At 74.0% G+C, this 23,014-nt stretch carries 18 protein-coding genes; 13 read left to right on the top strand and 5 right to left on the bottom strand.

What is annotated here, in order from left to right; translation table 11 throughout:
- Window position 1 precedes the first annotated feature (1 nt).
- From OG403_RS14415 to OG403_RS14405, 3 genes are all read left to right on the top strand, one after another.
- Window positions 2–2,572 (top strand): ABC transporter permease, encoded by a 2,571-nt coding sequence (locus OG403_RS14415; protein ID WP_329564640.1) that lies wholly within the window; start codon window positions 2–4, stop codon window positions 2,570–2,572.
- Window positions 2,573–2,726: 154 nt separating this feature from the next.
- A complete protein-coding gene (locus OG403_RS14410; RefSeq protein WP_329572309.1) occupies window positions 2,727–3,758 on the top strand; it encodes a glycosyltransferase family 2 protein in 1,032 nt (343 codons plus the stop codon).
- 26 nt (window positions 3,759–3,784) lie between these two features.
- Entirely contained in the window at window positions 3,785–4,384 is a 600-nt protein-coding gene (locus OG403_RS14405) for an acyltransferase (RefSeq protein ID WP_329564639.1), read from the top strand.
- A gap of 43 nt (window positions 4,385–4,427) precedes the next feature.
- Here OG403_RS14405 and OG403_RS14400 read toward each other — a convergent pair whose 3' ends face one another.
- Entirely contained in the window at window positions 4,428–5,204 is a 777-nt protein-coding gene (locus OG403_RS14400; protein WP_329564638.1) for a TIGR03089 family protein, read from the bottom strand.
- A 169-nt stretch (window positions 5,205–5,373) separates the two neighbouring features.
- On the opposite strand from OG403_RS14400, the gene OG403_RS14395 reads away from it, so the two are divergent.
- Window positions 5,374–6,555: a peptidoglycan recognition protein family protein gene (locus OG403_RS14395; protein WP_329564637.1), complete on the top strand. Its 1,182-nt coding sequence runs from the start codon at window positions 5,374–5,376 to the stop codon at window positions 6,553–6,555.
- A gap of 35 nt (window positions 6,556–6,590) precedes the next feature.
- A complete protein-coding gene (locus OG403_RS14390) occupies window positions 6,591–7,508 on the top strand; it encodes a DNA-3-methyladenine glycosylase family protein (protein WP_329564636.1) in 918 nt (305 codons plus the stop codon).
- Between the two features lie 107 nt (window positions 7,509–7,615).
- Here OG403_RS14390 and OG403_RS14385 read toward each other — a convergent pair whose 3' ends face one another.
- Genes OG403_RS14385 through OG403_RS14375 form a run of 3 tightly spaced genes read right to left on the bottom strand, consistent with a single transcriptional unit; the run spans window position 7,616 to window position 10,607 of the window.
- Window positions 7,616–8,914: a coenzyme F420-0:L-glutamate ligase gene (locus OG403_RS14385; RefSeq protein WP_329564635.1), complete on the bottom strand. Its 1,299-nt coding sequence runs from the start codon at window positions 8,912–8,914 to the stop codon at window positions 7,616–7,618.
- Window positions 8,911–9,921 (bottom strand): 2-phospho-L-lactate transferase, encoded by a 1,011-nt coding sequence (gene cofD / locus OG403_RS14380; RefSeq protein ID WP_329564634.1) that lies wholly within the window; start codon window positions 9,919–9,921, stop codon window positions 8,911–8,913. Before cofD ends, OG403_RS14385 begins: the two co-directional genes overlap by 4 nt.
- A 20-nt stretch (window positions 9,922–9,941) precedes the next feature.
- The gene (locus OG403_RS14375; RefSeq protein ID WP_329564633.1) at window positions 9,942–10,607 is read right to left on the bottom strand and encodes a cysteine dioxygenase; all 666 of its coding nucleotides are present in this window, start codon (window positions 10,605–10,607) and stop codon (window positions 9,942–9,944) included.
- Between the two features lie 798 nt (window positions 10,608–11,405).
- On the opposite strand from OG403_RS14375, the gene OG403_RS14370 reads away from it, so the two are divergent.
- The 3 genes from OG403_RS14370 (at window position 11,406) to OG403_RS14360 (ending at window position 17,554) form a co-directional block, all read left to right on the top strand.
- The gene (locus tag OG403_RS14370) at window positions 11,406–11,675 is read left to right on the top strand and encodes a WhiB family transcriptional regulator (RefSeq protein WP_035848588.1); all 270 of its coding nucleotides are present in this window, start codon (window positions 11,406–11,408) and stop codon (window positions 11,673–11,675) included.
- A gap of 273 nt (window positions 11,676–11,948) precedes the next feature.
- Window positions 11,949–15,926, top strand: a complete 3,978-nt coding sequence (locus OG403_RS14365) for a glycosyltransferase (protein WP_442910915.1) — start codon at window positions 11,949–11,951, stop codon at window positions 15,924–15,926.
- Window positions 15,923–17,554, top strand: coding sequence for a DUF5719 family protein (locus OG403_RS14360; RefSeq protein WP_329564631.1), 1,632 nt, complete (start codon window positions 15,923–15,925; stop codon window positions 17,552–17,554). The genes OG403_RS14365 and OG403_RS14360 overlap by 4 nt, the downstream gene beginning before the upstream one ends.
- A 17-nt stretch (window positions 17,555–17,571) precedes the next feature.
- Here the strand turns inward: OG403_RS14360 and OG403_RS14355 are convergent, their stop codons facing one another.
- Entirely contained in the window at window positions 17,572–17,943 is a 372-nt protein-coding gene (locus tag OG403_RS14355; RefSeq protein ID WP_329564630.1) for a metallopeptidase family protein, read from the bottom strand.
- A gap of 252 nt (window positions 17,944–18,195) precedes the next feature.
- Here OG403_RS14355 and OG403_RS14350 point away from each other — a divergent pair, with 252 nt between their 5' ends.
- The 5 genes from OG403_RS14350 (at window position 18,196) to manA (ending at window position 22,989) form a co-directional block, all read left to right on the top strand.
- Window positions 18,196–18,567: a DUF3499 domain-containing protein gene (locus OG403_RS14350; protein ID WP_329564629.1), complete on the top strand. Its 372-nt coding sequence runs from the start codon at window positions 18,196–18,198 to the stop codon at window positions 18,565–18,567.
- A gap of 215 nt (window positions 18,568–18,782) precedes the next feature.
- Window positions 18,783–20,174 (top strand): phosphomannomutase/phosphoglucomutase, encoded by a 1,392-nt coding sequence (locus tag OG403_RS14345; RefSeq protein ID WP_329564628.1) that lies wholly within the window; start codon window positions 18,783–18,785, stop codon window positions 20,172–20,174.
- A 94-nt stretch (window positions 20,175–20,268) separates the two neighbouring features.
- Window positions 20,269–20,451, top strand: coding sequence for a Trm112 family protein (locus OG403_RS14340; RefSeq protein WP_280693930.1), 183 nt, complete (start codon window positions 20,269–20,271; stop codon window positions 20,449–20,451).
- Window positions 20,452–20,489: 38 nt separating this feature from the next.
- Complete coding sequence (locus OG403_RS14335; protein WP_329564627.1) at window positions 20,490–21,695, top strand: SIS domain-containing protein; 1,206 nt, start codon at window positions 20,490–20,492, stop codon at window positions 21,693–21,695.
- An 88-nt stretch (window positions 21,696–21,783) separates the two neighbouring features.
- Window positions 21,784–22,989 carry a mannose-6-phosphate isomerase, class I gene (gene manA, locus OG403_RS14330; RefSeq protein ID WP_329564626.1) on the top strand — a complete coding sequence of 402 codons (1,206 nt, stop codon included), beginning with the start codon at window positions 21,784–21,786 and terminating at the stop codon, window positions 22,987–22,989.
- Window positions 22,990–23,014: the final 25 nt, after the last annotated feature.

Genomic DNA, 23,014 nt, shown 5'->3' with positions numbered 1-23,014 from the left:
CATGCTGCTCAAGACCTCACTCCGCAGCTTCTTCGCCCACAAGGGCCGGATGGCGCTGTCCCTGATCGCGATCGTGCTCTCGGTGGCCTTCGTCTCCGGCACCCTGGTCTTCTCCAACACCGCGACCAGCACCTTCAACAAGCTCTTCGCGGCCACCGCCTCCGATGTCGCGGTCAGTCCGGCCGTCCCCAAGGGCGGCGCCGGCGCGGCCGACAACGGGGGCAAGACGCTCACCGTCCCGGCCGCCACCCTGGCCCGGCTCGCCGGCCAGCCCGGCGTGAAGACCGCCAACGGCGATGTCTCGGTGCAGAGCGCCACCCTGGTCAACCCGAAGACCAACAAGGCGGTCGGCCCCACCGGCGGCGCCCCGACCATCGTCGGCGCCTGGGTCCCGCAGCCGCACTCCCCGATGACGATCACCTCCGGCAGCGCCCCGTCCGGGCCGAAGCAGATGATGATCGACGCGGACACCGCCAAGCACGCGAACCTGCACCTCGGCGACCCGATCCGGATCATCGGCGACCAGGGCACCTTCGACTTCACCATCTCCGGGATCGCGACCTTCACCAGCACCAACCCCGGTGCCGCGCTCGCCTTCACCGACGTTCCCACGGCTCAGCACGACCTGCTCGGCAGCACCGACAGCTACACCTCGATCGACCTCTACGGCGACGGCAGCAAGACCGACGACCAGCTCAAGGCCGAGGTCAGCGCGGTGGTCGGCAGCGGCTACGACGTCAAGACGGCCGCCGAGCAGCAGGCCGACAACCAGAAGAGCGTCGGCTCCTTCCTCAACTTCATGAAGTACGTGATGCTCGGCTTCGCCGGTATCTCGCTGCTGGTCGGCGGCTTCCTGATCATCAACACCTTCTCCATGCTGGTCGCCCAGCGCACCCGGGAGATCGGCCTGCTGCGCGCCCTCGGCGGCAGCCGGCGCCAGGTCAACCGCTCGGTGCTGATCGAGGCGCTGCTGCTCGGCGTGATCGGCTCCACCCTGGGCATGCTCGCCGGTCTGGGCATCGCGCAGCTGCTGATCCAGCTGATGAAGCTGGCCGGGATGAACCTGTCCGGCTCGCTGGACTTCACCGCCAGTGTGCCGATCGCCTCCTACCTGGTCGGCATCGTGATCACCGTGCTGGCCGCCTGGATCCCGGCCCGCCGGGCCGGCAAGGTCTCGCCGATGGCCGCGCTGCGCGACCACGGAACCCCCAGCGAGGGCGCCGGCAACCGGGTCCGGATGGTGCTCGGCGTGCTGGTCACCGCCGGCGGTGCCGCACTGCTCGCGGCGGGGGCCGCCGCCAGGCAGCTCGGCGCCGGCGGCTCCGACCTGGGCCTGGGCCTGCTGCTGACGCTGATCGGCTTCGTGGTCCTCGGCCCGCTGCTGGCCGGCCTGGTGATCCGGGTGCTCGGTGCGGCCCTGCCCGCGCTGTTCGGTCCGGCCGGACGCCTCGCCCAGCGCAACGCGCTGCGCAACCCGCGCCGCACCGGGGCCACCGCCGCCGCGCTGATGATCGGCCTGGCGCTGGTCACCGGCGCCTCGGTGGTGACCAGCTCGATGGTCAGCTCCACCAGCTCGGAGATCGACAAGTCGGTGGGCGCGGACTACATCATCACCGTCAACCACGGCGGCCTGACCGCCCCCATGGTCGCGGCGGCCCAGGGCACCTCCGGCCTGGCCCACATCACCGAGCAGCGGGAGCTGCCGGCCACCTTCACCCTGCCCGGCGGCAAGAGCCTGGACGAGTACGTCTCCGCCGTCTCGCCCACCTTCACCCAGGACTTCTCGTTGCCGGTCAGCTCCGGCAGCGCGGACGGCCTGGCCGCCGGCGGGCTCAGCGTCGACGCCACCTTCGCCAAGGACAACAACCTCGCGGTCGGCGACAAGATCGGCATCGACTACGGCAAGGGGCACACCCAGAGCCTGCCGATCGCGCTGGTCACCAGCACCGGCAACCAGATCTTCGACGGGCACTTCTTCGCCACCATCGGAACCGTCACCCAGGCGGTGCCGGCGGACCAGCAGCCCACCGACGTGGCGGTCTTCGGCAAGGCGGCACCCGGGGCGGACGTGGAGAAGACCCTGACCGCCCTGCAGAACTCGCTGAACGCCTATCCGCAGATCTCGGTGGAGGACCAGGCCGGCTACAAGAAGATCGTCCAGAAGAGCGTGGACACCCTGCTCTACCTGGTCTACGGCCTGCTCGCGCTGGCGATCATGGTCGCGGTGCTCGGTGTGGTCAACACGCTGGCGCTCTCGGTGGTCGAACGGACCAGGGAGATCGGCCTGCTGCGGGCGATCGGCCTGTCGCGCCGTCAGCTGCGCCGGATGATCCGCCTGGAGTCGGTGGTGATCGCGGTCTTCGGCGCGATCCTCGGCACCGGCCTCGGCCTGGCCTGGGGCATCACCGCCCAGCGGGTGCTGCGCAACTCCGGTCTGGACGTCCTCACCGTCCCGGTGGGCACCATCGTGGTGGTGCTGCTGCTCTCGGCGGTGGTCGGCCTGCTGGCCGCGCTGCTGCCGGCCTTCCGGGCCGGTCGGATGAACGTGCTGGCGGCCATCGCGAGCGGCTGACCGACGGGCTGGGAATCGGCCGGTGCACAGCTGATTCCCAGCCTTCTCCCAGCTGACCATCCGTCAGTCTTCGGGCCGGGCGCTCCCGCGGGGGAGGAGCGCCCGGCCCGGAGGCGTTCACGCATTTCCGGTACCGTGGGGCGCGATGAACACCATGGCTGCTGAGGAGCTGCCGGCGGTCTCCGTGATCATGCCGGTGCTCAACGAGGAACGACACCTTCGCACCGCCGTGCGGCGCATCCTGGAGCAGGACTACGCCGGGGCCATGGAGGTGGTGATCGCGCTCGGTCCCTCCGCCGACCGGACCGACGCGATCGCGGCCGAGCTGGCCGCCGAGGACCCCCGGGTGCAGACCGTGCCGAACCCCAGCGGGCGTACCCCCGCCGGGTTGAACGCCGCGATCCGGGCCTCCTCCCATCCGATCGTGGTCCGGGTCGACGGTCACGGCCTGCTCACCCCGGGCTACATCACCACCGCCGTGCGGCTGCTCGGTGAGATGGAGGCGGCCAACGTCGGCGGCATCATGCACGCCGAGGGCGAGACCGAGTGGGAGAAGGCCGTCGCCACCGCGATGACCGCCAAGATCGGCGTGGGCAACGCGGCCTTCCACACCGGCGGCCTGGCCGGCCCGGCCGAGACCGTCTACCTCGGCGTCTTCCGCCGCGAGGTGCTGGAGCGGCTCGGCGGCTACAACGAGGAGTTCATCCGCGCCCAGGACTGGGAGCTGAACTACCGGATCCGCCAGGACGGCGGCCTGATCTGGTTCACCCCGCAGCTCAAGGTCACCTACCGCCCGCGGCCCAGCGTGCGGGCGCTCGCCAAGCAGTACAAGGACTACGGCCGCTGGCGCCGGGTGGTGACCCGCTACCACCGCGGCTCGGTCAACCTGCGCTACCTGGCCCCGCCGACCGCGCTGCTCGCGGTGCTGCTGGGCCTGCTGCTCGGCGCCGCGGTGCACCCGGCCTTCTTCGTGCTGCCGGCCGGTTACGCCCTCGGCATCCTCGGCGGCTCGCTGCTCGAAGGCCGCGGCCTGTCCGCCAAGGCCCGGCTGCAACTGCCGCTGGCGCTGGCCACCATGCACTTCAGCTGGGGCTTCGGCTTCCTCACCTCGCCGCGCCGGCTGGCGGCCAAGGTGATCGCCAGTACGGCACCCCGCCCCGAGCCCGTCCCGTCGCATACCGGCTGAGGGACATTGCGGCTACCGTCGGTGGTATGACCGAGGCGGTGCGTATCGAAGCCAGTGCGGATGTCGATCCCCGGGCGCTGATCGGGGCCGGGAGCACGGTGTGGCACCTCGCCCAGATCGGCGAGGACGCGGTGGTCGGCGCCGAGTGCGTGATCGGGCGCGGCGTGTATCTCGGGCCCGGGGTGCGGCTCGGTGACCGGGTCACGGTGCAGAACCACGCCCTGGTCTACGAGCCGGCCGTGGTCGAGGACGGCGTGTTCATCGGCCCGGCCGCGGTGCTGACCAACGACCTGTACCCGCGCTCGGTGGCGGTCGACGGCCGGCTCCGGGGCGCGGAGGACTGGCTGGCCCGCGGCGTGACGCTGCGTCAGGGCTGCTCGATCGGCGCTCGCGCGGTCCTGCTGGCCGGGGTCACCGTCGGGCGCTGGGCACTGGTGGCGGCCGGCGCCGTGGTGCACCGGGACGTGCCGGACTTCGCGCTGGTCACCGGGGTGCCGGCCCGCCGGACCGCGTGGGTCGGACGGGCCGGGGAGCCGCTGCGCCGCCTGGGCGTGGACCGCTGGCGCTGCCCGCGCACCGGCGAGGCCTACGCGGAGGCCAACGGGCTGCTGGCGCTGGTCTCCTGACCGCCACTCGGGACAGGGCCGGCGCTCGGCGGGGGAGCGCCGCTCAGGGCAGTCGCAGGCTCACTCGTTCGGCTTCGATCCGGGCCGACCACTGCTCCTCGGTCAGCTCCGCGGAGTTCCGGCAGAGCACCACCGAGGCGCCGGCCGCGAGCGGGGCGAGCAGCCCGGCCTCCAGGCCGGCCCAGCTGTCGAAGGACTGCGTGCTGAGCACCCGCGAGCCGCGCTCCAGACCGAGCCGGGCGGCGCCCTCGCGGGCCAGTGCCACGGTCTGCTCACCCGTCAGCTTGAGCGGCAGTCCGTCCACCGCGGTCTCCAGCGCGGGCGCCTGCGGATCCACCGGCGAGTACGGCGCGAACCGGTCGCCCTGACCCGGCACCTCGGCCGCGTAGTCGAGGAATCCGTCGGGCCGCTGCGGGAACCGGCCGCCGAGCGGACGCAGCGCCAGCGCCACCCGTTCGCCGGAACAGGCCTGCGCGGCTTCCAGTCCGTCCGGGCCGCTGACCACCAGGGCGGCCTCGGCCGGGTCGCCGGCGGGCACCGCCGTGACGCCCACCGACCAGCAGGCCAGCAGCCAGACCGCGGTCTGCCAGTGCGCGGGCAGCAGCAGGGCGGCGCGGTCCTCGGGGCCCGCGTTCAGCTCGTCCTGGAGCAGGTTGGCGGTCTTGGCGACCCAGTTGTCGAAGGTCTTGACGGACAGTTCGACCCGCTCCCCGGAGAGGTCGTCGTAGAAGGTGACCAGGGGACGGGCGGAGTCCTCACCGAGGGCGGCTCGCAGCAGCTCGGCGGGGGTACGGGCGTCGGCAGCGAAAGGCGCAGTCATGGTGCGTCCCAGCCTACGGCCTGACCGCGGGCGCGGGGGAGGGGGTCCGGGTCAGGGCGTGGCGGCGGGGAGGTGCCGGACGGATGGCCGCGGTGTTTGCCGAACAACCGTCAGATCGGTTCGCCGGGGCGGGTGGCGGGCTCCGGCGGATGCCCGCATTATCCGTTTTATGCGGATCTCTCTTGCCTCCCTGCTCGGCCTCGGCTGCGCCGTCGCACTGCTCGTCCCGGCGGTGGCCACCGAGGCGCCGGCCGCGCCCGCCTCCTCCCCGGCCAGAACCGTGACCCTCCCGCTCGCCCCGCTCCCCGCCGGTCGCGCCGGCGGGGCGACGGTCCGCGGCATCGGCGCGCGGGGAACGGTCGGCTACTCGCTGCTCGGGGTCAGCTGGGACGACCCGACAGCCACCCTCGACGGCACCGTCGAAGTCCGCACCCGCCCGGTGGCCCGCGACGGCCGGGCCCAGCCGTGGAGCGACTGGCGCGCGCTGTCCGCCGACTCCGAGGACCGCCCCGACCAGGGCTCCGCCGAACTGCGCGGCCCGCGCGCGCGGGGCGCCACCGCGCCGCTCTGGGTCGGCCCCAGCGACGGGGTCGAGGTCCGGGTGACCGGGGACCGGCCGCTGCCGGCCGGACTGCGGGTGGAACTGGTCGACCCGGGTGATGGAGCCGCGGCGGCTGACGCACCGTCGGTCGAGCTGCCCTCGGACGCCGCCGCGAACTCCCGGGTGCTGCCCGCCGCGGCCCACCAGGCGCCGCGGCCCGGCATCGTGACCCGCGGCGGCTGGGGCGCGGACGAGAGCCTGCGCGAGCCGGGGTTCGTCTACACCGGGGACGTCAAGGTGGTCTTCGTCCACCACACCGACACCGGCAACGAGTACAGCTGCTCGGACAGCCCCAAGGTGATCCGCTCGATCTACCAGTACCACGTGGTCTCCAACGGCTGGCGTGACATCGGCTACAACTTCCTGGTCGACCGCTGCGGGACGATCTTCGAGGGCCGGGCCGGCGGGGTGTCCCGCTCGGTGCTGGGCGCCCACACCCTGGGCTTCAACACCGACTCCACGGGCGTGGCGGCGCTCGGCAGCTACATGAAGGACACGCCGCCGCAGGCCCAGGTCGACGGGATCGCCAAGATCGCCGCCTGGAAGCTCGGCCTCACCGGCCGTGACGCGCGGGGCAGCGCCACCCTCACCTCCGCGAGCGACGGCAGCCGCTACCCCGAGGGCACCTCGCACACCTTCGCCGCCATCTCCGGCCACCGGGACGCCTTCAACACCGACTGCCCGGGTGACCAGCTCTTCGCCCGGCTGTCCGACATCCGCGACTGGGCCGCCCACCTGCAGGGACGCTAGGCGGGGCTGTCACCCCGGGGCGGCAGACTGGAGCAGTGAACGACGCCCCCCTCGAACGGCGCTGGCTGCCCGGCCACCCGCTCGACCTGCACCGCACCCTGGCTCCGCTGCGTCGCGGCCCCGGTGACCCGGCCTGCCGGGTCGCCGGGGACGGTGCGTTCTGGCGGGCGTCCCGCACCCCGGCCGGGCCCGGCACGCTCTGCGTCACCGACCGCCACGGCGAGGTCGAGGCCCGCGCCTGGGGGCCGGGCGCGGGCTGGCTGCTGGAGCGGCTGCCCGTGCTGCTCGGTGCGGATGACCACCCCGAGCGGCTGCCGCCGCTGCCGCCCGGCCCGACCCGCGAGGCCCAGCGCGGCCACCCGGGACTGCGGCTGTGCCGCACCGGGCTGGTCCTGGAGTCGTTGATCCCGGCGATCCTGGAACAGAAGGTCACCTCCGACGAGGCCTACCGCGCCTGGCGCCTGCTGCTGCGCGACTTCGGCACCCCGGCGCCCGGTCCGGCCGAGGGCATGCGGGTCGCGCCGTCCGCCCGCGAGTGGGCGCTGATCCCGTCCTGGGAGTGGCACCGCGCGGGCGTCGACCCCAAGCGCGCGGCCACCATCCAGCGCGCGGTGCGGCTCGCACCCCGGCTGGAGCAGGCGGCGCAGATGGCGTCCGCCGAGGCCTTCGCCCGCCTCACCGCCGTTCCCGGCATCGGCGAGTGGACGGCCGCCGAGACGCTGCAGCGCAGCAACGGCGACCCGGACGCGGTCTCGGTCGGCGACTTCCACCTGCCGAACATCGTCGGCTGGGCGCTGGCCGGCCGACCGCGCTCCGACGACGCGGACCTGCTCGCGCTGCTCGCCCCCTACGCCCCGCACCGCCACCGGGTCTGCCGGCTGATCGCGCTGACCGGCCTGCGCCCACCGCGCTACGGCCCGCGCCTGGCGCCGAACGACCACCGCTCGCGCTGAGCGGTGGTCGTCCGGCGGGCCGGTGGCGCGTCAGTGCCGCGCGAAGGCGCGAACATGCGCCATTCTCGGAGCGCGCCGCCCACCCGGTCATCCGGTTTTCGAGCCGCTCAGCGCACCGCGATGAACGGCTCCACCGCCCGGGCCGGCCGATCCTGTGGCACCGCCGCTGGCCGGCCCACCGCCACCGCGCCCATCGGCTCCCAGTGCGCCGGCAGCTCCAGCACCTCGCGGACCACGTCCCGGCAGAACATGGTGGACGAGACCCACGCCGTCCCGTACCCCTCCCCGGAGAGCGTGACCAGCAGGTTCTGCACGGCCGCGCCGACCGAGACGGCGAACATCTCCCGCTCGGCCGCCGCCCGGCGGGCATCGGGGTACGCGTGTGACCCGTCCAGCACCAGGCACGGCACCACCAGGTACGGCGCCTTGCGCAGCACGTCCCCGCGCGCGGTCCGCCGGGCGATCTTCGCCTCGTCCCACCCGTCCAGCTCGCGCAGGTCGCGCTGCCAGGCGGCGAGCATGGCGTCGAGCAGCCGGGTCCGGGCGGACTCGGACTCCAGCAGCACGAACCGCCAGGGCGTGGTGTGGTGCGGCGCGGGCGCGGTCGCGGCGGCGGCCACCGCGCGCCGTACGGCGTCGGGGTGCACCGGCTCGTCGCTGAACTCCCGGACCGTGCGCCGCAGCGTGACGGCGGCCCGGATGGCCTCCGAAGTGCCGAGCCGGAACATGTCGTCCTCGACCGGCCGGATCAGCGGGCGGATCCCGTCACCGTCCGCCTCGGTGACCAGGGCGCCCAGCCCCCGCACCACCGCGACCGGGGTGCCGGTGGCCTTGCCCTTCACCAGGTCGCCGGCGGCGGCCAGTTCGTCCGCGACGGCGGTCATGGTCAGGTTCAGCGTGTTCCCGTGGCTGTCCACCCGGCCCCGGTGGTCCTCCAGCACCTCCAGACCGGCGGCGCCGATCGCCACGTCGGTCAGCCCGTTGCGCCAGGGCCGGCCGAAGGTGTCGGTGATGACCACGGCGATCCGGCGGCTGGTCAGCTCGTGGATCCGGGCCCGGATCTCGCGGGCCGAGCCGTCCGGGTCCACCGGCAGCAGCAGCACCGTCCCGGGCGCGGTGTTGGAGGCGTCCACCCCGGCCGCCGCCAGCACCAGGCCCTGCCGGTTCTGCACGATCCGGGTGCGCCCGCGCCGGGCCACCACCCGCACCGCCTCGGCGTCGATCGCCGCCTCCCGGTCCTCGGCGCGCAGCAGCCGGTCCTCGGCCTTGCTGACGATCTTCGAGGTGACCACCACGATGTCGCCGGGCCGCAGCTCGACGGCCTTGGCGATCAGCGCGCCGAGGTCGGCGCCCGCCTCGATCTCGGGCAGGCCCAGGACCGGCAGCACCTCCAGTGCGCGGCTCACCGGCGCACCTGCTCGGCCAGCTCCAGCGCCGCCCGGGCCATCGCGGCCGTCGCCGCCGGGTCGCTCATCAGCAGCGGGACGGCCCGGCAGCTGATCCCGCCCGCCTCGACGGCGGCGACCGAGTCGGCGTCGGCCTCGTCCACCAGCCAGCCGTCCAGCAGGCCCACCAAGCGCTCGTCGCCACCCTCCCGCGAGGAGCTCGGCTCGGCCCCCTTCTTCCCGTAGTGCAGCGCCACGGCCGAGGCCGAGGCCTCGACCCCGACCGCCGCCAGCACCTTGTCCGCCATCCCGCGCACCGGCGCGCCGCCGATGATCGGCGACAGCCCGACCACCGGGGCGGGGGCCGCGGCCACCGCCTCCCGGATGCCGGGTACGGCCAGGATGGTGCCGATGCTCACCACCGGGTTGGACGGCGGAAAGAGGATCACGTCGGCCGCGGCGATCGCCTCCAGCACGCCGGGTGCGGGCTTCGCGGTCTGCGCGCCGACCGGGATGATCGCCTCGGCGTCCACGGCGGCGTGCAGTTTGACCCAGTACTCCTGGAAGTGGATCGCCCGGGTGCCCCGCTCGTCGGTGATCCGGACGTGGGTCTCCACCCGGTCGTCGCTCATCGGCAGCAGCCGCACGCCGGGCTGCCAGCGGTCGCAGAGCGCCTCGGTGACGGCGCTCAGCGGGTAGCCGGCCGCGAGCATCTGGGTGCGCACGATGTGGGTGGCGAAGTCCTTGTCGCCCAGCCCGAACCAGGACGGGCCGACCCCGTAGGCGGCCAGCTCCTCCTTGACCGCGAAGGTCTCCCCGGCCCGGCCCCAGCCCTGCTCCTCGTGGATGCCCCCGCCGAGGGTGTACATCACGGTGTCCAGGTCGGGGCAGACCTTGAGCCCGAAGAGGTGGATGTCGTCCCCGGTGTTGCCGATGACGGTGATCTCGTCCCCGGGAGCCACCACGTCCTTGAGGCCGCGCAGGAAGCGTGCCCCCCCGATCCCGCCTGCCAGTGCCACGATACGCATGGGCCCATCCTGCCAAAGAGTCAGGGCAGTTCGGGCGCCAACTCGTTCATGGTCGACCGGTACTGGGTCATCTCGGTCAGCCCGGGGGAGTAGAGGTGGATGCTGACGGCCGGTTCCAGGGAGGCGTTGACCACCTCGTGCAGGTAGCCGGCGGAGAAGACCCTCCCCCAACCTCCGGCCGCCGGGCCCCCCGTTCCGCCGGGCCGCAGCGTACGGGTGGTCTCGCCGCCGTGCGTGATCGAGCGCTCGACCAGCTCGCCCTGAACCACGGTCAGGACGCCGGAGGAGTCGCCGTGGTCGTGCAGGCCACTGCTCTGCCCGGGCAGCCAGCTGAGCAGCCAGACCTCGTAGCCCGGGCCGGTCTCCAGCCGGGCGTACCAGCGGGTGAGTGCGTCGTAGCGGACCAGCGGGGCCCAGCGGTCGCGGTCGGCGGCGATCTCGCGGACCAGCTGCGCGTAGCCGGCCACCGTGGTGGGGTGCCGGGGCAGGTCGGTGCGGGCCAGGTGGGGGAAGGCCAGCGGGTCCCCGGCGATGCTCACGTCGCTGAGTCCGTCGGCCCAGTCGGCCGGGGCCGGCACGGCGGGTCGGACGGCCGGTCGCACGGCGGTGGCGGCCGGTGCGGCGGCGCTACGGGCGTGCTTGTTGCGGTCGCGGTTGCGCTTGCGGGGGCGGAGACGGGTACGCATCGTCGGGATCCTCGGCGGCTGGTCGGGGAGGAGGGGATCAGCCGGATCCGCGGTGCAGGTGTGATCTGTGCGGACGGCCTCGTGGTCCTGGTGCGGCGCGTCGAGGCCGGAAGAGCCGTTCAGGGAGAACGGTGGCCGTTCACGAAGGGAACGGTGCGGGGAGCCGACGCGCCTAACGACAACAGGAGCGGTGAGCCCGACACAGAGTGCTCGCGGCACGCTGGAGCACGAGGTGGCGGCTCCGCGGGGCGATGGACTCTGACATGCGTTATAGGAGACAGGCTCGCCGGGCTTCGTGTCAAGTCGCCCGTACGGCCATCAGGGGGGACATACCGGATGAACCGCCGAATCGGGTGATAAGTCCAACTCAGGGTTTTGATCCACAGATATCCGGGAAGGCAGCCGGTTGACCTGGTTGGTCCCAGGTCGAACCGGTGCGCCGGCGGTCCTGGCGACCGCCGCTGCCGACGACGCCCCTCGTCCCTATGTCACGGGGGGCGTCGTCGGCAACCGGATCGGCTCCGATTCACGTCTCCGCGAGGGCGGGGGTGTGCGGGCCTCGGACCGGACACGTCGGCCGCGAGCTGCGGAAAGTCCGTTCTGTCCGGATATGTACACTATTTGTAGCGCCTTGGTTCCGGGGAGTGAATTCGCGACCCAATACCAGAGCTCGGCTTGACTGAGCCAGAGTGACGCACATGTAATTTCAGTCGTGTCGTTCGGCCGAACCAGGGCAGACGTCCGTGGCCTGCGACACACACGCACGGGGACGCCAAGAGGGGCAGAGGAGGCGCGCCAATGAGCGAGCTCTTTGAGCTGTTGATCGGTGAGGACATCGAGGAGGAAGAGGAACTCGGCTGGCAGGAGCGTGCGCTGTGCGCCCAGACCGACCCGGAGTCGTTCTTCCCCGAGAAGGGCGGGTCCACCCGCGAGGCCAAGAAGGTCTGTCTGGCCTGTGAGGTGCGATCCGAATGCCTGGAGTACGCCCTCGCCAACGACGAGCGATTCGGAATCTGGGGAGGCCTCTCCGAGCGCGAACGTCGGCGGCTCAAGAAGAGCGCGGTCTGAAGGGGCAGCCGAAGAACAGAACGCCTGTCCGATCGGGCGGTCAGATTGTCCGCTTTTCCCTTTGCAGAATCTCTGCAGTGTCCACCCGATTGTGCAAGCGCCTCGCCAGGTCGGCGGGGCGCTTTTGCATTTCGGCGCCCCCACCGGTCCCATCGCCCGCCGCTGACCAGGCCGGTGCCCCGTAGCCCCCCACCGGGTGAACAGCACGCTCAGCCGAAGCCGTTAGTGTGGTGCGCCACCTGCCGTCCACCGGAACCGGGGCCCGCGCACTCGATGACTGCCTACAGCCAGCAGCACGGCTACCCAGACCAGCCGCCCGGCTCACCGCCGCCCGCGGGGCCCCAGCCGCCCGCAGGCTCGAGCCGCGGCTGGCCGGGCAGCGCCCGGCCGCCCGCGTACCCGCGTCATCTGGTGACCGCCGTCGTCGTCAGCCACGACGGCGCCCGCTGGCTGCCGCAGGCGCTGGCCGGCCTGCTCGGCCAGGACCGCCAGGTGCAGCGCATCCTCGCCGTGGACACCGGCAGCACCGACACCTCCCCGCAACTGCTGCGCGACACCCTCGGCGACTGGCTGCCCGAGTCGGGCCCCACCGTGCTCGGCCGCCGGGCCGGCTTCGGCACCGCCGTCGCCGAAGCCGTCTTCAACAGCCCGCCGCTGCGACCGGAAGACCTGCCGTACAGCCTCGACCCGTCCGGCTACGACCCGGTCACCGGCGGCTGGGACGACTTCGGCGACCCGCTCGCCTCCGAGGACGACCTGCACTCCGGCGGACCGCGCGAGACCCAGCCCATCGAGTGGCTCTGGCTGCTGCACGACGACTGCGAGCCGCAGACCGACGCGCTGCGCCGGCTCCTCCAGGTCGCCGACACCACGCCGTCCGCCGCCGTGATCGGCCCCAAGCTGCGCAGCTGGTACGACCGGCGCCAGCTGCTCGAGGTCGGCGTCACCATCGCCCGCTCCGGGCGCCGCTGGACCGGCCTGGACCGGCGCGAGCAGGACCAGGGCCAGCACGACCAGGTCCGCCCGGTGCTCGCCGTCTCCACCGCCGGCATGCTGGTGCGCCGCGACGTCTTCGAGGAACTCGGCGGCTTCGACCGGGCGCTGCCGCTGATGCGCGACGACACCGACTTCTGCTGGCGGGTCAACGCCGCCGGGCACCGGGTCGTGGTGGCACCCGACGCGGTGCTGCGGCACGCCGAGGCAGCCAGCCGCGAGCGCCGCGCGATCGACTGCGGCGCGGCCCACCCGCACCGGGTCGACAAGGCCGGCGCCGTCTACACCCTGCTGGCCAACTCGCGGCGGCTGGTCTTCCCCTACGTCCTGCTCCGGCTGGTGCTCGGCACCCTGCTGCGGGTGCTGGCCAACCTGGTCGGCAAGGACCCGCGCCAGGCACTGGACGAGATCGCCGGCCTCGGCCACGAACTGGTCCGACTGCCCCGGCTGCTGGCCGCCCGCAAACGCCGGGCCACCACCCGCTCCTACGAGGCGCTGGACGACCGCGGCCTCTTCCCGCCGCCCGGCGCCACCGCGCGCCTGGCCATCGAGGGCGCGATCAGCTCACTGGGCATCGGCGGCACGGACGACAACTCGATCGGCCGGCACGGCTCGGCGGAGGCCACCGGCGGCGACGAGGACAGCGAGGTGCTGGAGATCGAGCAGTTCGCGCTGCTCAAGCGCCTGGCCCGGCGCCCGGCCCCGGTGCTCTTCGCCGCGCTGCTGGTCTTCGCGCTGATCGCGGGCCGCAACCTGCTCGGCTCCGGCGCGCTGCAGGGCGGTTCGCTGCTGCCCACCTCCGACGGCGCCGCCGGCCTGTGGGACATGTTCGCGAACAGCTGGCACCCGGTCGGCACCGGCTCCACCGCGACCGCCCCGCCCTACCTGGCCGTCCTCTCGGTGCTCTCCTGGCTGCTGTTCGACCACGCCGACCTGGCGGTCACCCTGCTGCTGGTGCTCTCCGTGCCGCTCTCGGCGGTCAGCGCCTACCTGGTCTCGCGGCCGCTGCTCGGCTCCAAGCTGGTCCGGGCCTGGGCCAGCGCCACCTACGCGCTGCTGCCCGCGGCCACCGGCGCCATCGCCGAGGGCCGGCTGGGCACCGCGGTCCTCGCCGTGCTGCTGCCGCCGCTGGCCCGCGCCGCCGCCGTCTCGGCGGGCCTGGGCATCCGCAAGGAGACCGCCGCCCGCGGCCTGCGCCCCGGCTGGCGGTCCACCTGGATGACGGTCCTGCTGCTCACCCTGTGCACCGCCTTCGTCCCGTTGACCTGGGCCATAGCGCTGCCGCTGTCGCTGGCCGCGCTGGCGGTGGCGATCCTGCGCGGTGGCGCCTACGGCAGCGGCGTCAGCGCCGTGCGGCTGCTCGGCCCCCGGGTCGCGGCGATCCTCGGCCTGCCCGTGCTGGTGCTCGCGCCCTGGTTCCCGCAGGTGCTCGCGCACCCGTCCAGGCTGCTGCTCGAAGCGGGTCTGCCGGTCTTCAGCGGCCACCGCGCCACTCCGCTCGACCTGCTGCTGGTCAACCCCGGCGGCGCGGGCGTGCCGCCGGCCTGGCTCTCGGTCGGCGTGCTGCTGGCCGCGCTCGCCGCGCTGCTGCGGGCCGACCGCCGACGCGCGGTGCTGGCGGCCTGGGCCGCGGCCGGCGCCGGGCTGGTCTTCGCCGTCGCGGTGGCCGGGACCAGCGTCACCTCGGCCTCCGGCGGCCAGCCGATCGCCGCCTGGGCCGGCCCCGCCACCCTGCTGGCCGGCATCGCCCTGCTGGCCGCCGCCGCGATCGGCGCCGACGGCGCCAACGCGCGCGTCGCCGGGATCGCCTTCGGCTGGCGCCAGCCGGTGGCCGCGCTGGTGGTGGCCACCGCCGTGCTGGCCCCGCTCGGCACCGCCTTCTGGTGGGCCGTCAGCGGCGCCGACGGCCCGCTGCACCGCACCAGCGCAGGCCAGGTGCCCGCCTTCATCGCGGAGGAGGCCAGCACCACCGACCGTTCCAACACCCTGGTGCTCACCGGTGACGCGCAGGCGAGCTCGGTGCGCTTCACGGTGGTCCGCGGCGCCGGCCTGACCCTCGGTCAGGCCGAGGGCACCGTGGACACCGGTGGCGACACCAAGGGCCGCCTGACCAAGCTGGTCGGCAGCCTGCTGGCCGGCTCCGGCGCCGACCAGGCCACCGCGCTGGCCGACTTCGGCGTGGCGTACGTGGTGGTCCAGGGCCCGATGGTCGGCAAGGTCCAGGACGTCCTGGACACCACTCCCGGCCTGGTCGCGCTCAGCCAGGACAACGGCTCCGCGCTCTGGCAGGTCAACGGCCTGCCGGCGACCCGCGTGGTGATCACCGCGCCGAACACCGTGCCCGTCCCGGTGCCCTCCGGCGCCGAGACGGTCCAGGCGACCATCCCGGCCGGCCCCGCCGGACGGGTGCTGCACCTGGCCGAGCAGGCCGACCCGGGCTGGCAGGCGACGCTGAACGGCACCGCGCTCAAGCCGGTCACCCTGGACGGCTGGGCGCAGGGCTTCCAGCTGCCGGCCGGCGGCGGCCAGTTGAGCGTCACCCGCAGCACGCCGCTGCTGCACACCGGCTGGATCTGGCTCCAGCTGCTGCTCGGCGTCACCATCCTGGTGCTCGCCCTGCCCGGTCGGCGCAACACCAAGGACGACGACCTGCCCGAGGAGGTGGTGGCCGCCGCGGCGCTGGCCGCCGCCCAGGCCGCCCAGCCGCCCGTTCCCGGCAGCCGTCGGGCCCGCCGGCTGGCCGAACGCGGTGAGGGCGAGGCGGCGGAACCGGCCGACAACGAGCCCGGGGTCTACGGCGCCGTCCCGGGGATCCCGGGGCAGCCCAGCGGCGAGTCCGCCCCGGCCGAGCCGGCCCCGGCGCACCCCGACCCGTACGCGCAGCCGCCGTACCAGCAGGGCGGCTACGGCGAGGAGGACTTCCAGCAGGCCGACCCGTACGGCTACGACCCGTACGCGGCCCAGCAGTCCTACCAGACCAGCTATGCCGGGCAGCCCCAGTACGCCGCGGAGCAGTACCCGGGGGAGCAGTACACCGCCGAGCCGGCGTACGAGCAGTACGCCGACCCCGGCTACCAGGGCGACCCGTACGCGGCCCAGCAGCCCTACCCGGCGGAGTACGGCTACGGCGGCTACGACCAGCAGGGCTACCAGGGCGGCGAGCCCCAGCCCTGGCTGCCGGAGCAGGGCCACCCCTACGACCCGGACAACCCCTCCTACGGCGGCCACCCGCACCACGACGGAGCTGATCCGCGATGAAACTCCCTGTCCCGTCCCTGGGCCGCCCGAGCGGCGCGGCCCGAGGCGGCAGCCGCACCGGACTGTCGCTGCTGGCCTGCACCGCCGTGCTCGCCCTGGTCTTCGGGGTCGCCGAGCTGCGACCGCCGGCCGCCCCCGCCGCCCCGCCGATCGGGCAGCCGGTGGCCGCCCAGGTGGAGCGGACCGCGCTGATCTGCCCGCAGCCGATCCAGGGCGTGACCGGCACCACCCAGATCACCGCGTTCACCCCTGGCAGCGGCGGGCCCGCCCAGGGCGGCAGCGCGACCGTGAGCGATGTGGTGCCGCCGCCTGCCGCCGCGCCCTCGGGGTCCCCGGCAGCGTCGGGTTCGCCCGCGCCCTCCGGTTCGCCCGCGCCGTCCGCCGCGCCGAGCCCGGGCCAGACGCCGGGTCAGTCGGCCAACGCCATGGTGTCGCTGGCCAAGCCCGGTGTCCCGGTGGCCGGCCAGGCCGACAACGGTGACACGGCGGTCGGCACCTCCGCGATCGCCACCGGCGCCTTCGCCCCCGGCTTCACGGTCACCCAGACCACCACCGTGACCGACTCGCACGGCCAGGGCCTGTCCGGCGTCAACTGCGAGCCCTCCGGAACCCACTTCTGGTTCGCCGGGGCCAGCACCGCGGGCAACCGCAAGGACTACGTCAGCCTGACCAACGTGGAGAACGCCCCGGCCGTGGTCGACGTGCGGCTCTACGGCGACCAGGGGCCGATCGACAGCGACGCCGGCACCGGACTCAGCGTCCCGTCCGGCAGTTCGCTGGCCGTGCTGCTCAGTTCGGTGATCCCCGACCAGGAGAGCGACCTCGCGGTGGAGGTGATCGTCCGCAGCGGCCGGGTCGGTGCCTTCCTGCACGCGGCCGACGGTTCGGCCGGTGCCGACTGGATCCCCGCCTCGGCCGACCCGGCCCCCAGCGTGGTGCTGCCCGGCATGCCGGGTGACCTCTCGGCGGCCCGGCTGATCGTGGCCGCCCCCGGCAGCGAGGACGACGCCGACCTGAACATCCAGCTCTCCGGCCCGAACGGCTGGTTCACCCCGGCCGGTCACGAGACGATCCACGTCAAGGCCGGCATGGTGACCGCGGTCGACCTGGGCGGGCAGATCACCCGTCAGCAGGCCTCCGCACTGCGGCTCACCCCGACCGATCCGTCCCATCCGACCCCGGTGGTGGCCACGCTGCGGATCGACCGGTCGGCCAACGGCAAGACCGACTCGGCCTGGCTGACCGGCAGTTCGCCGGTGGGCAAGCGGGCGAGCGTGGCCGACACCCGGAGCGGTGGCACGTCCACTCTGCTGATCACCTCGACGGGTGAAGCCGCCACGGTCCGGGTGACGGCTTCGGCGAGCACCGGCGGCGGCACGCCGACCAGCAAGGACGTCCAGGTCCCGGCGGGCGCCACGGTCTCCATGGGCTCGCCCGAACCGTCCGGCGGCAACGGCTCGTTCGGCGTCACGATCGAGACCGAGTCGGGCGGTCCGGTGGTGGCCGCCCGGGTGCTGGCGCTCAACACCAACAACGTCCCGATGTTCACCATCCAGGCCCTGCAGGACGACCACAGCTACGTCCAGATCCCGCAGGCCGCCCAGGACCCGGGGGTGCTGGTGCACTGAGGCCGCCGGGCGGCGCGTCAGTCCTCGTCGTACCGCGGGTCGATGGCATCGGGCGACAGCCCGAGCAGCTCGGCGACCTGCTCGATCAGGATCTCGTGCACCAACGCCGCCCGGTCCTCACGGGTCTTGGCGCGGATCTCCACCGGCCGGCGGTAGAGCACGATCCGGCTCTTGCGGCCCTGACCGGCCGCGACCACCTTGCCCAGCGGCACGCCGCCCTCGAACTCCTGGCCCGGCTCGCCGGGCAGTGCCTCGGGTACCTCGTCGACCTCGAACTCGACCTCGATCAGCTGCGGCCAGCGGCGCTCCAGCCGTTCCACCGACTCGCGGATGTAGTCCTCGAAGAGTTCGGAGCGGGTCAGCGAGATCGGGACCTGCGGCGGGGCCAACGGCCCGCGCAGCCCGCGACCATGCCGGTCACGGCGCCGAGGACGCGGCGACCCGGCGGGCGGGGGCCCGGCAGGCGACCCGGGCACGGGCGGGAGCGGTGCGGAGCTGTCCATATCAGGAACGAGCCTAGTCCTTGGCGGCCAGGAAATGGACCATCCGAACACCGATCCGGGCCCGCCCGGACGCGACACGAACCAGCCCGCGCCCCCGGGTCTTAGCCAGCGGGGCGCCGGTGCGGTACCGTCCCCCTCGTGAGCCCTGTACGTCGTTGTTCGCGGACCGCGTGCGGCCGACCGGCCGTGGCGACCCTGACGTACGTGTACGCCGACTCCACGGCGGTGTTGGGCCCGCTCGCCACCTACGCCGAGCCGCACTGCTATGACCTGTGCGCCGAGCACGCCGAGCGGCTGACCGCCCCGCGCGGCTGGGAGGTGGTCCGCCTCGCCACCGAGGGCGGGCCGATGCGCCGCAGCAGTGACGACCTGGAGGCGCTGGCCAACGCGGTGCGCGAGGCCGCCCGCCCGCAGGACCGCGGCCCGCGCCCGGTGCGGCCCGCCGAGGGCGACCCGGCCGAGGTCGGCCGCCGCGGCCACCTGCGGGTGCTGCGCTCGCCCGACAACTGAGCCCACCCGGCACCTGAGACCGGTCCTCCCCGGTCCCGATCGGACGACACAGCGTTCCTTCGGCGCCATCCCCAGCCGGTACGCTGCTCCCCTGCCCGGGCCGGACGCCCCTTCAGGTCATGCCGTGTCCAGGGCGCGACGTATCGTGACCGTGGGCCGACGGAGCCCGTTCCCAGGGACAGCCTGTTCCGAGAGACAACAAGGGTGGAGCCGCAGTGCGCGACCTCAAGCAGCTCGTCAAGGCGTACGACGTGCGAGGCGTCGTTCCGGACCAGTGGGACGAGAACCTGTCCCGGGCCTTCGGGGCCGCCTTCGTGCGGGTCACCGGTGCGACCGCGATCGTGGTCGGCCACGACATGCGCCCCTCCTCGCCGAGCCTGTCCCGGGCCTTCGCCGAGGGCGCGGCCGGCTACGGCGCGGACGTCACCGAGATCGGCCTCTGCTCCACCGACCAGCTCTACTACGCGAGCGGCAAGCTGGACCTGCCCGGCGCGATGTTCACCGCCAGCCACAACCCGGCGCAGTACAACGGCATCAAGATGTGCCGCAAGGGCGCCGCCCCGGTCGGCGAGGACACCGGCCTGGCCGAGATCCGCGAGCTGGTGCAGAGCTGGATCAACGACGACGACACCGTGAGCGTCCCGGCCGCACCCGAGGGCACCGTCGAGGGCAAGCTCAGCCAGCAGGACACCCTGCGCGGCTACGCCGACCACCTGCTCGGCCTGGTCGACCTGACCTCGATCCGCCCGCTCAAGGTCGTGGTGGACGCGGGCAACGGCATGGGCGGCCACACCGTCCCGACCGTCCTGGCGGGTCTGCCGCTGGACGTCGTCCCGATGTACTTCGAGCTGGACGGCACCTTCCCCAACCACGAGGCCAACCCGCTCGACCCGAAGAACCTGGTCGACCTGCAGGCCAAGGTCCGCGAGGTCGGCGCCGACCTCGGCCTGGCCTTCGACGGCGACGCCGACCGCTGCTTCGTCATCGACGAGCGCGGCGAGCCGGTCTCCCCGTCCGCGATCACCGCCCTGGTCGCGGTCCGCGAGCTGGCCCGGGCCCGGGCGAACGGCGAGCCGAACGCCACGATCATCCACAACCTGATCACCTCCTGGACGGTGGCCGAGGTGGTCGCCGAGCACGGCGGCCAGGCCGTGCGCACCCGGGTCGGCCACTCCTTCATCAAGCAGCGGATGGCCGAGACCGACGCGATCTTCGGTGGCGAGCACTCCGCGCACTACTACTTCCGCGACTTCTGGCGGGCCGACACCGGCATGCTGGCCGCGCTGCACGTGCTCGCCGCGCTCGGTGGCCAGGACCGCACCCTCTCCGAGCTGACCCGCGAGTACGACCGCTACGCCGCCTCCGGTGAGATCAACAGCGAGGTCGCCGACCAGGCCGGCAAGGCCGCCGAGGTGCGCGCCGCGTTCGGCTCGCTGGAGGGCGTCAGCGTCGACGAGCTGGACGGCCTGACCGTCGCCGGCGCCGACTGGTGGTTCAACCTGCGTGCCTCCAACACCGAGCCGCTGCTGCGCCTGAACGTCGAGGCCAAGGACCCGGCCAAGATGGCCGAGCTGCGCGATGGCGTGCTCGCGATCGTCCGGGGCTGATCCTCAACCGGATGCGCCCCGGCCGGTAGGGTGGACCTACCGGCCGGGGCGCCTCGCGTCCCGCCGTCCGACCCGAAACGGAGCAGCACCGATCATGACGCTCGAACCCTTCCTCCTGGAGATCCTGGTCTGCCCGAGCTGCCACGCCGCGTTGCGTGAGGAGACCGCGGCCGACCAGCCCGAGCTGACCTGCACCGGTGCCGACTGCGGCCTGGCCTACCCGATCCGCGACGGCATCCCGGTGCTGCTCGTCGACGAGGCCCGCCGCCCCGCCTGAGCCCCCGTCACCCGGACCGGACCCGGAGGTCCAGCCGCATGCTCGACGACAGCCTGCTCGACGACCCGGCCGCCCTCCAGCGCGCCGACCGGGACCACGCCTTGCTCGCGCTCGCGGGCGCCGGCGCCCGGATCCGCACCGCGCTGCGCCAGGCACAGCCGGTCCTGGCCGAGCTGCGACCCGACGGGCGCCCGCGCGGCATCCTGGTGGCCGGCCACGGCAGCGTGCTGACGGCCGGTCAGGCACTGGCCGCGCTGACCGGCACCGGGACCCTGGTCCAGCCGCTCCCGCCGACGGACGCGCTGCCCGCCGCGCTCTTCAGCGACGGCCTGAGCTGGCAGCTGCCCGGCTGGGTCGGCCCCAACGACCTGGTGGTGCTGGCCTCCTCCGACGGTACCGAGGCCGGCCTGGTCAGCCTCGCCGAGCAGGCCTACGCGCGCGGCTGCGCGATCGCGGTGATCGCGCCCGAGGGCCGCCCGCTGGCCGATGCCGCGCTGCAGGTGCGCGCGCTGCCGCTGCCCTACGTCCCGTCCGCCGCGCAGGAGGAGGCCGACCAGCGGGTCGCGGCCGCCGAACCCGACCTGCCCTCCGAGGACTTCGGCGCGCTCTGGGCCCACCTCACCCCGCTGCTCGCGCTCGCCGACCGGATCGGCGTGCTGGTCGCCCCGGACCGGGACCTGGAGACCGCCGCCGACCTGCTGGACGAGCTGGCGGTCCGGCACCGCCCGGACGCCGCCGCCTACCTCAACCCCGCCAAGGACCTGGCCGCCCAACTCTCCGGCACCGTCCCGCTGCTGTGGAGCGAGGGACCACTGGCCGAGGTGGCCGCCGAGCGGTTCGCCGCGATGCTCGCCGACCGGGCCGGGCGCCCCGCCGTCGCCGGTCGGCTGCCCCAGGCGCTCGTCGCCCACCGCGGCATGATCACCGGGCGACTCGGCGCCGGCGCCGACCCCGGGGACTTCTTCCGCGACCGGGTCGATGAGCCGGACCCGCTGGCGGTCCAGGTCCTGCTGCTGCGCCACACCCCGCAGCAGGAGCCCGCCGAGGCCACCGCGCCCGAGGCCGGGGCCGAACCGCCGCCGGCCGGCCCCACGGTGCGCCGGGCCCGCAGACTGGCCGCCGACCACGAGGTCCGGCTGACCGAGCTGACCGGCGCCCGCCCCGAACCACTGCACGCGCTGGCCGAGCTGGTCGCGCTGACCGACTTCGCCGCCGTCTACCTGGGCCTGGCCGAGCAGCGCTGAATCCTGCCCGGTTAGGGTCGGGTCCTTACGCGTCAGCACCGCCGGCACCACCGCACACATCAGCCGAAGCAAGGAGCAGGGCCGCCTGATGGACCGCCTCGCCAACACCGTCCGCCCCTATGCCTGGGGGTCGACCACCGCGATCCCGGCCCTGCTCGGCGAGCAGCCCACCGGTGAGCCGCAGGCCGAGCTGTGGCTGGGCGCCCACCCGGGCGAGCCGTCCCGGGTGGACCGCGGCGCCGGTCCGCTGCCGCTGGACCAGGTGATCGCCGCCGACCCGATCGCCGAGCTGGGTGCCGAGGCCGTCGCGAAGTTCGGCCCGGCCCTGCCGTTCCTGCTCAAGGTGCTGGCCGCCGAGATCCCGCTCTCGCTGCAGGTGCACCCCGACCTGGCCCAGGCCCGGGCCGGCTTCGCGGCGGAGGAGGCCGCCGGGATCCCCCTCCAGGCCGGCCGGCGCAACTACAAGGACGCCAACCACAAGCCCGAGCTGATCTGCGCGCTGGACGAGCTGGAGGGCCTCTGCGGCTTCCGCGACCCGCTGGCCACCGCCGACCTGATGGAGCGCCTCGCCGTCCCCGGGCTGGCCCCGCTGATCGACCTGCTGCGCACCAAGCCCGCCGCGCAGGCGCTGCGCGAGACGCTGGCCACCATGCTCTCCATCGACCCGGCCGTGGTCGCGGCCACCGTGACCGAGCTGACCGAGGCGCTGTCCGAGGCGCTGGCCGCCGACCCCGGGTCGCCCTGGGCGCCGGCCTGGGCCGGCTACGCCTACGCCGCCAAGCACTTCCCGGGCGATGCCGGGGTGCTGGCCGCGCTGCTGCTCAACCACTTCCGGCTGCAGCCCGGTGAGGCGGTCTACCTGGGCGCGGGCATTCCGCACGCCTACCTCAGGGGCACCGGCGTGGAGATCCTCGCCAACTCCGACAACGTGCTGCGCTGCGGGCTGACGCCCAAGCACGTGGACGTCCCCGAACTGCTCAAGGTGGTCCGCTTCGAGGCGGCCGCGCCGGGCGTGCGCGGCCCGGTGGCGATCGGCGACGGCGAGGAGCTGTTCCCGGTCCCGATCGAGGAGTTCCGGCTCTCCCGGTTCACCCTGAGCGCCGGGCAGCGGCAGGCGGTGGACGGGCGGGCCGCCCAGATCCTGCTCTGCACCGAGGGCTCGGTCACCCTGACCGACACCGCCGGGCAGACCCTGGAGCTGACCCGGGGTCAGTCCGCGTACCTGTCGGCCACCGGCACGGCCACCACGCTGACCGGCACCGGCAGGCTGTTCCGCGCCACCGTCACGCTCTGAGCGGCGCCGCGCGCGGCCGAAAATC

This window comes from Kitasatospora sp. NBC_01266, assembly GCF_036242395.1.
GTDB lineage: Bacteria > Actinomycetota > Actinomycetes > Streptomycetales > Streptomycetaceae > Kitasatospora.
This window is presented reverse-complemented; position numbering and strand designations above follow the sequence as displayed.